Below are 7,163 nucleotides of genomic sequence, written 5' to 3'. Positions count from 1 at the left end.
CGGGCACGCTCGATCTCGGTGAAGGCACGGAAGCCCAGATTGGCTTCGGCCAGCGTGGCCCGGTAGCTCGGTGATTCGAAGCGCTGCAGCAGCACGGGAATCCCGACGTCGCAGAACAGACCGAAGGTCTGCGCCACGTCCGGGGCGACATCGCCATGCCGGCGCGCCAGCCAGGCCATCGCCACGCTGCGCCGGTGCGCGACATCCCAGAACCGCTCCAGCGACGGCCCGTGGGCCGGCAGCACCTCGCGCAAGACCAGCGCACTGAGCAGCGCGGTGCAGCGCACCGGTCCGAGCCGCTCGAAGGCCTGCGCCAGCGTGCCGCGCCCACGTCCACGGCCGAGCCAGGGGGCGTAAGCCGCCTTCAGCAGCGCGGCCGAGACCGCCACATCCGCCATGGCAATGCGGGCGAGTTCCTCGATGCGTGGCTGTTCCCGCGCCAGTTCGGCACGCAGGCGCAGCAGCATGTCGGGGCACGGCGGAATGCCGATGTCGGCAACCAGCGCCGACAGCATCAGTGCATCGGGCAGGGCCGACGCCACCGAGGGCGTGAGGAGGTCAGACGGGACGGCGAGCACAGGCATAGCCGCTTTTCGGCGTCCATTCCACCGTCCTGTATGTGCACGCCACCCCGGTCGTGACAAACCACACGATCCGGATCGGGGATCTCGAAATGCAAGCGCCGGGATTTCAGGCCGGTGCGGCCATCACGACGACACCATCCGCGTCCGCCACGAGCCAATCGCCAGGCTGCACGGACACGCCCTGGATCTGCACGGCCACGTCGACCCGTCCAGCCTGGCGCCGCTCGGTCGGCAGCGGCATGGGAGCCAGCGCGAACAGGCCCACATCGCAGGCAGCCAGCTCTGCCAGATCGCGCACGCAGCCATCCACCACGACGCCGGCCCAGCCATTGCGCGCCGCCGCCGCCGCGATGTTGCCGCCGATGAGTGCGCGGCGCAGCGAGCCGGCCCCATCAACCACCAGCACGCGGCCGTGGCCAGGGCTTTCCAGCGCCGCCTTGACAGAGGTGTTGTCCTCGAAACACTGCACGGTCGTCACCGGGCCGGCAAAGGCCGCACGGCCGCCGAACGAGCGGAACACCGGCGGCAGGACGCGGAAGGCGCCGCTGGTGTCGCCCTTGTGCAGGTCGCAGAGGTCACAGGTCGAGGTGGGCGAGGTGGGAGCAGGTGCAGTCATGGTTCAGGAAATTCGGGGAGTTCAGAAGGTCAGGTCAGAGACGCAGCGGCGCTGCATCCAGATGGGAAAGGAAGTCGCCCGCGCGCTGGAAGCCGATGACGCGGTGCGTCGGCAACTCGCGCCCCGCGGCATCGAACAGCAGGAGGGCCGGTGGGCCGAACAGGCCGTAGCGGCGCATCAGCGCCTTGTCGTCGGCGTTGTTGGCGGTCACATCGACCTGCAGCAGCAGCATCCCGCCCAGGCGGGCCTTCACAGCAGGATCGGTGAAGGTGAAGCGCTCCATTTCCTTGCAGGACACGCACCAGTCGGCGTAGAAGTCGAACAGCACCGGGCGCCCGGCCGTGCGCACGGCGTCGTCCAGTTCCGCCAGGGTGCGGATGCGCCGGAACACCACACCATCCCCCGGCGTCGTGTGGCTGGCAGTGTCTGCCGCCTTCGCGGTGGAGCCGAACGGCAGCACAGGCCAGACCATCCAGGCAGCCACGGCCAGCAGCATCACCCCGAAGCCACGCTTGACCCACTCCATCCAGGCCCCGGCCTTGGGCAGCAGCGAACCGGCGGACAGCCCCACCAGCATCAGCGGCACGCTCATGCCGCACGCCATGGCAAAGAGCGCCACCCCCCCCAGCACCACATCGCGCGTCTGGCTGATGTAGACCAGCGCACCGGCCAGCGGCGCCGCCACGCACGGTCCGACGATCAGCGCCGAGACGCCGCCCATCACGAACACACCACCATAGCGGCCACCCTCGACCTGGCTGCTGGCCGCGTGCAGGCGGGTCTGCCAGGACGACGGGATCTGCAGTTCGTAGAAGCCGAACATCGACAGCGACAGTGCCACCAGCACCAGCGCGAACGCACCCAGCACCCAGGGCGTCTGCAGTGCCGCGGCCAGCCCCTCGCCAGCCAGCCCGGCTGCCACACCCATGGCGGTATAGACCAGCGCCATGCCAAGCGCATACGCCGCCGACAGCAGCAGACCGCGCCGGCGCGAGCCAGCGCCGCCCTGCCCCAGGATGATCGACGACAGGATGGGCACCATCGGCAGCACACAGGGCGTGAACGACAGCAGCACGCCCGCCAGCGCGAAGACCCCCGCCACCCCCCACAGGTTGCCCGAACGCAGCACGGTGCCGAAGCGGTCGAACACGCCCCCCTCGGACTCGACGGACGTCAGCGACAACCCGCCGCCTTCGGTCGCATCGGCCGCCAGCACGCGCACGCCGCGCAACGCGCCAGCCTCGTAGCGCACCTGCAGCTGGTGGATCTGCGGCGGATAGCACAACCCCTTGTCAGCGCAACCCTGGTGCGTCACTTTCACCATGAACTGTGCCGGCGCGGACTGCACCGCCAGCGGCACCTCCAGCGCGTCGTGGTAGATCTCGACCTCCTTCTGGAAAGTCTCGTCGAACTTGACCACCCCCGCTGGATAGACCGGCGGCGACAGCATGGCGTCCGGCCCGACAGGCACCACCTCGAACCGCTCCCGGTACAGGTAGTAGCCGGGCGCCACGTCGAATCGCAGCACCAGTGTGCGTGCATCGACCACGCGCGCGCTGAGCGGGAAGGCCTGCTCCGGCTCCAGAAACACCTCGGCAGCCCGCGCCGGGCCAGCGACCACCAGCCACACCAGCACCCCGACCAGGCACCGCCACACCAGTCGCCATGCATCGAATCCAGGGAAACAAGTCATCTTCATGAAGTGAGCCTAACCGACCGCCAGTGTGCCTTGTCGAAACACGGATTCCAGCGGACTGGATCAAGTTCGAGGCAACCCGGTTCAAGGGGCGTCCACGCCCTGTACAGGCGTATACCGCTGGCACCGTGTCACAAGCCTTCACACGATCGACGTGCGTTGAAGTGCATTTTCTTCGAAACGATCAGAAAATCCCGCATTTTCAGAGGGCAGATTAGTCAACCACCCTGGTGGCGGAATGCGGTCATTCCATGCAGTTTCACGCAAACTCAGGCTGCAGCCAGCGTCAGCGACTAAAGTAGCGATGCTCCCACTCCTTTCCCCGGACTGCTCCGTCACGCGATGAACATGCTCAAGAGCCTCTTCGGCGATCTGACCCCGATTCGGGATACCGCGTCCCGCACGGGTGGCAAGGAGGCGTCCGCCGATGTCGAGATGCCCGAGTTCGCCTCCACGGCCATCATGGCTGACGAGAACGAACAGGCCGAAACTGCGGCGCAAGCCGATGCGCGCCACAACGACGACCTGCTGGTCAGTGGTTCGCCCGCACAGGCCATGCGCGCCCATTTCGCCGGGAGCCGCAAGGACACCTTTGTCCGGCAGAAGCTCATCACGATGTGCGACCCATCGCACATGTGGGCCGCCTCGGTCATCCGCGCGCTGGCCGACGCCAGTGGCCAGCCGATCGAGCGGCTCAGCCTGCGCGACCAGGCCAGCCTCAACCTGCTGGCCACCATCGAGCGCACCACCCTGCCCCGACGCACCGACGACACGCTGAAGATCTACCACGCCGACATCCAGGCCGAAGGCGGTGACGCCGCCGAAGTGCAGATGGCGTTGATGGAGCGCTCGGACCTGTCGGTGGTGATCATCGGGCCGATGGCGCCGTCGGCGATCGACGACATGCTGGTCGACCTGCACAGCGCCACGCTGAGCCTGCACTGGCAGTGCCGCAACCTGCTGTTCATGCTGCCGGTCGGTGCCAACTGGATGGTGCAGAAGATCGAGCGCATGGACTGGCCCTCGCAGGTCCGCATCGAAGCGATGTGCGAGCCGCTGACCAGCGCCAGCGCGGTGTGGAACCGCATGCTGGCCTACTGGCAGCGCCTGCGCTCGGAGCAGGCCTCGCCGCCAGTCACATCGGCGGCGGTGGCCGCACCCGCTCCCGGCAGTGCCCCGATGCCACTGTCGGAGGCGGGGATCGTCAGCGCGGCCATGCCGCCTGCCCGGCAAGCCACCCTGTTTGTCGCGCCACCGGAAACACCAGACGCAACCACGGAGGCCCCGGAGCCCGCGCGGACGCTGGTGCACCCACGGCGCGCCATGGCCGTGCTGGATGAACTCACCGTGCTGGACGGCCTGATCTTCGTCGCCCTGGTCGAAGGCAGCACCGGGCTGGTCAAGGCCTGCCCTGCCCGCGGACCGGACATCGATCGCGCCGCGCTGGCAGCCGCCGAAATCTGGAACACCCACCGCCGCACACTGCGCCAACTGGGGCACTCCCGACCCAGTGATCCGCTGGAGGAAATACTGGTCACCGCCGGAAGCCGATACCATATTCTCAGAACGCTGCGCGCCCATCCGGATCTGTTCATCCTGGCCGTGCTGGACAAGCTGCGCAGCAATCTGGCAATGACGCGCTACCGCATCATGGAGGCACAGCAGGTGCTGATGTGAAACGTGAAACGACCAACGCGGCATGACGCCGCAGCGCCGAACCGGTCACAACCCTCGACACCATGCTCAGCCTGAAATTCAAGCGCACTGCCCCTTCGACCGACGCCTCCTCGTCCCAGGATGACCCCCGGAGCGCGGCCTGGGCCGGCCCCAGCAGCCTGCCCGCAGATCCGCCAACCACCGTCCCGGTCAGCACCCGGGAGTTGCGCACCCGGGCAGAAACGCCGAGCGCACCGCCCGTGCAGACGCTGTTCTCGCGTGAATCGGTGCAGCCACAGCAGACCGTGGCGGTGTGGGATCCATCCGGCAGCTGGCCCGGCTTCTCGATCGTCCAGCTCGCCCTGGCCGCGCATGGCCGCATCAGCGAGATCTCGCTGATGCAGGAACAGGGCACCGAGCCCGTGGCCATGCTGCGCAGCACGGTGCTGCCGACGCCGTCAGGACAGGCCCTCGGCGTGATCGAGGTAGAAGCCTCGTTTGCCGACAGCCGCAGCCTCAGCGTGGCCCTGACACTGCTGGAGCAGGCGGACCGCGCCGTGATCCTCGCCGGCGCCAACGGGGACAAGGACCTGATTCGCCGCATCAACGACTTCGTGCGCGCGGACGCCTGGCGCGGACCATCGCTGCTGCTGGTGTCGCCCGCGGACAAGCCCAGCCGCGCCGACCGCCTGCGCCGCGCCACCTGGCCGCGTGGCATGAAGATGCACGTGCTGGAGCTGTTTTCGGTGAACGACCCGGGCTGGTCGCAGCAGCTGATCTCGCTGGTGACCGGCTTTGCCAGCGGCGAGCCGACCGTGCCTGGCGCCATGGACGACGATCCGGCCGAAGTCGCAGCGTCACGGCCAGACCCAGCCCCCCCCGTGACCACACCACCAAAGACGGCCCCAGCCTCGACACCCGCTCCCGCACGGGCCACAGCCGCCGTGCCGGCCGTGGCACCCGTGGCGGCTCCTGCCCGCCCGGCACCAACCCCAACCGTCAAGCCCTCGGTTGCAGTCCATCCACTGCCGGACGTGTCCGCGACCGTGATGAACCGCGTGCTGCGGGTGCTGTCGATGGGTGTGGGCGTGACGGCGTGTGCCGTCGTGGCGATCGAGGATGCCCGCGTGCTGAGCGCGCAGACCCAGACCGACGACCAGCTGACGTTGCTCGAAAGTGCAACGCGGGCGGGCTGCGCGCTCTGGCGGGCGCACCGTGCGCTGGGCGCCGGGCATCCGCTGCTGGAGCTGTCCTGGAGCGGTCCGACCCACCACCATCTGGTGCTGCCCGTGCCTCGCCAGCCCGGCCTGCTGATCCTCGCCTGTGTCGAGCGTGAATTCGGTGACCTGGGCGCTGCGCGCTGGCAGATCGCCGTCGCACGCAACCAGTGGGGCTGAGCCGACCCGACCCGATCTGCTGCATTACGATCCCGCCATGACCGACGTTCAATTCGACTACACCCAGCAGGACGCCTCTGGCCAGAGCTGCACCGCGCACGCCTGGGCCAAGGTTCCCGCTCCGCTCACCCGCAGCCAGCGCACGGCGCTCAAGGACCACGCCCGCGACCTGCTGCAGCAGCACAACGCGGTGCTCGTCGCCCACTACTACGTGGACGGCGACCTGCAGGATCTCGCCATGGAGACCGGTGGCTGCGTCTCCGATTCGCTGGAGATGGCCCGTTTCGGCCGTGACCACGCCGCGCAGACGCTCATCGTCGCCGGCGTGCGCTTCATGGGCGAAAGCGCCAAGATCCTGTCGCCTCAGAAACGCGTGCTGATGCCGGACCTGGACGCCACCTGCTCGCTCGACCTGGGCTGCCCGCCGGACGCCTTCGCCGCGTTCTGCGATGCCCACCCCGACCGCACCGTCGTCGTCTACGCCAACACCAGCGCCGCCGTGAAGGCCCGCGCCGACTGGATGGTGACGAGTTCCTGCGCCGAGGCCATCGTCCGGCACCTGCACGAGCAGGGCAAGAAGATCCTCTGGGCACCGGACCGCCACCTGGGCAGCTACGTGCAGCGCCAGACCGGCGCCGACCTGCTGATGTGGCAGGGCGACTGCATCGTGCACAACGAGTTCAAGGGCGTCGAGCTGGAACTGCTGCGCCAGGCGCACCCGCAGGCGAAGATCCTCGTCCACCCCGAGTCGCCGAAGAGCGTGGTGGACCAGGCGGATGTCGTCGGCTCGACGGCACAGTTGCTCAAGGCGGTGATGACGATGGACGCGCCCGAGTTCATCGTCGCCACCGACAACGGCATGTTCCACCGCATGCGCCAGTCCGCGCCGACCAAGGTGCTGATCGAGGCGCCCACCGCCGGCAACAGCGCCACCTGCAAGAGCTGCGCGCACTGCCCGTGGATGGCGATGAACGCGCTGCAGGGCGTGATCGACTGCCTGGAGCGCGGCACCGGCGAAGTGCGGGTCGACGAGCCAATCCGCGCACAGGCGCTCGGCTGCATCGACCGCATGCTCGACTACGTCCAAGCCCATCCGGCCGCGATCAGCCAGCCGTCGCGGGGCTTCGTGCCGAACATCGGCGCCGCCTGAGTCAAGTTGCGGACGGACACGCCGACATCCTCGGCATGAACATCGATTTCACATCCGTCCACAA

At 68.4% G+C, this 7,163-nt stretch carries 6 protein-coding genes; 3 read left to right on the top strand and 3 right to left on the bottom strand.

The window, feature by feature from the left end:
• The 3 genes from AB3X43_RS12620 to dsbD form a co-directional block, all read right to left on the bottom strand.
• The coding region (locus tag AB3X43_RS12620) for an HDOD domain-containing protein (RefSeq protein WP_369430206.1) at positions 1-584 on the bottom strand (584 nt) is incomplete at its 3' end.
• A 106-nt stretch (positions 585-690) separates the two neighbouring features.
• Positions 691-1,200, bottom strand: coding sequence for a ribonuclease E activity regulator RraA (gene rraA / locus AB3X43_RS12615; RefSeq protein WP_369430205.1), 510 nt, complete (start codon positions 1,198-1,200; stop codon positions 691-693).
• 34 nt (positions 1,201-1,234) lie between these two features.
• Entirely contained in the window at positions 1,235-2,899 is a 1,665-nt protein-coding gene (gene dsbD / locus AB3X43_RS12610) for a protein-disulfide reductase DsbD (protein WP_369430204.1), read from the bottom strand.
• A gap of 339 nt (positions 2,900-3,238) precedes the next feature.
• Here dsbD and AB3X43_RS12605 point away from each other — a divergent pair, with 339 nt between their 5' ends.
• The 3 genes from AB3X43_RS12605 to nadA all read left to right on the top strand — a co-directional run bounded on the left by AB3X43_RS12605 (position 3,239) and on the right by nadA (position 7,099).
• Complete coding sequence (locus AB3X43_RS12605) at positions 3,239-4,573, top strand: hypothetical protein (protein ID WP_369430203.1); 1,335 nt, start codon at positions 3,239-3,241, stop codon at positions 4,571-4,573.
• Positions 4,574-4,635: 62 nt separating this feature from the next.
• On the top strand, positions 4,636-5,949 hold the full coding sequence (locus AB3X43_RS12600) for a hypothetical protein (RefSeq protein ID WP_369430202.1): 1,314 nt from the start codon (positions 4,636-4,638) through the stop codon (positions 5,947-5,949).
• A gap of 37 nt (positions 5,950-5,986) precedes the next feature.
• Positions 5,987-7,099 (top strand): quinolinate synthase NadA, encoded by a 1,113-nt coding sequence (nadA, locus tag AB3X43_RS12595; protein ID WP_369430201.1) that lies wholly within the window; start codon positions 5,987-5,989, stop codon positions 7,097-7,099.
• The last annotated feature ends 64 nt before the right edge of the window (positions 7,100-7,163 follow it).

The sequence above is a fragment of the Sphaerotilus sp. genome (assembly GCF_041083715.1).
In the GTDB taxonomy this organism is placed as follows: domain Bacteria; phylum Pseudomonadota; class Gammaproteobacteria; order Burkholderiales; family Burkholderiaceae_C; genus Sphaerotilus.
This window is presented reverse-complemented; position numbering and strand designations above follow the sequence as displayed.

Bases quoted from the DNA above. Each gene is read 5' to 3' on its own strand.
- AB3X43_RS12600 (WP_369430202.1), top strand. From the start codon at position 4,636: ATGCTCAGCCTGAAATTCAAGCGCACTGCCCCTTCGACCGACGCCTCC.
- AB3X43_RS12605 (WP_369430203.1), top strand. From the start codon at position 3,239: ATGAACATGCTCAAGAGCCTCTTCGGCGATCTGACCCCGATTCGGGAT.
- rraA (WP_369430205.1), bottom strand. From the start codon at position 1,200: ATGACTGCACCTGCTCCCACCTCGCCCACCTCGACCTGTGACCTCTGC.
- nadA (WP_369430201.1), top strand. From the start codon at position 5,987: ATGACCGACGTTCAATTCGACTACACCCAGCAGGACGCCTCTGGCCAG.
- dsbD (WP_369430204.1), bottom strand. From the start codon at position 2,899: ATGAAGATGACTTGTTTCCCTGGATTCGATGCATGGCGACTGGTGTGG.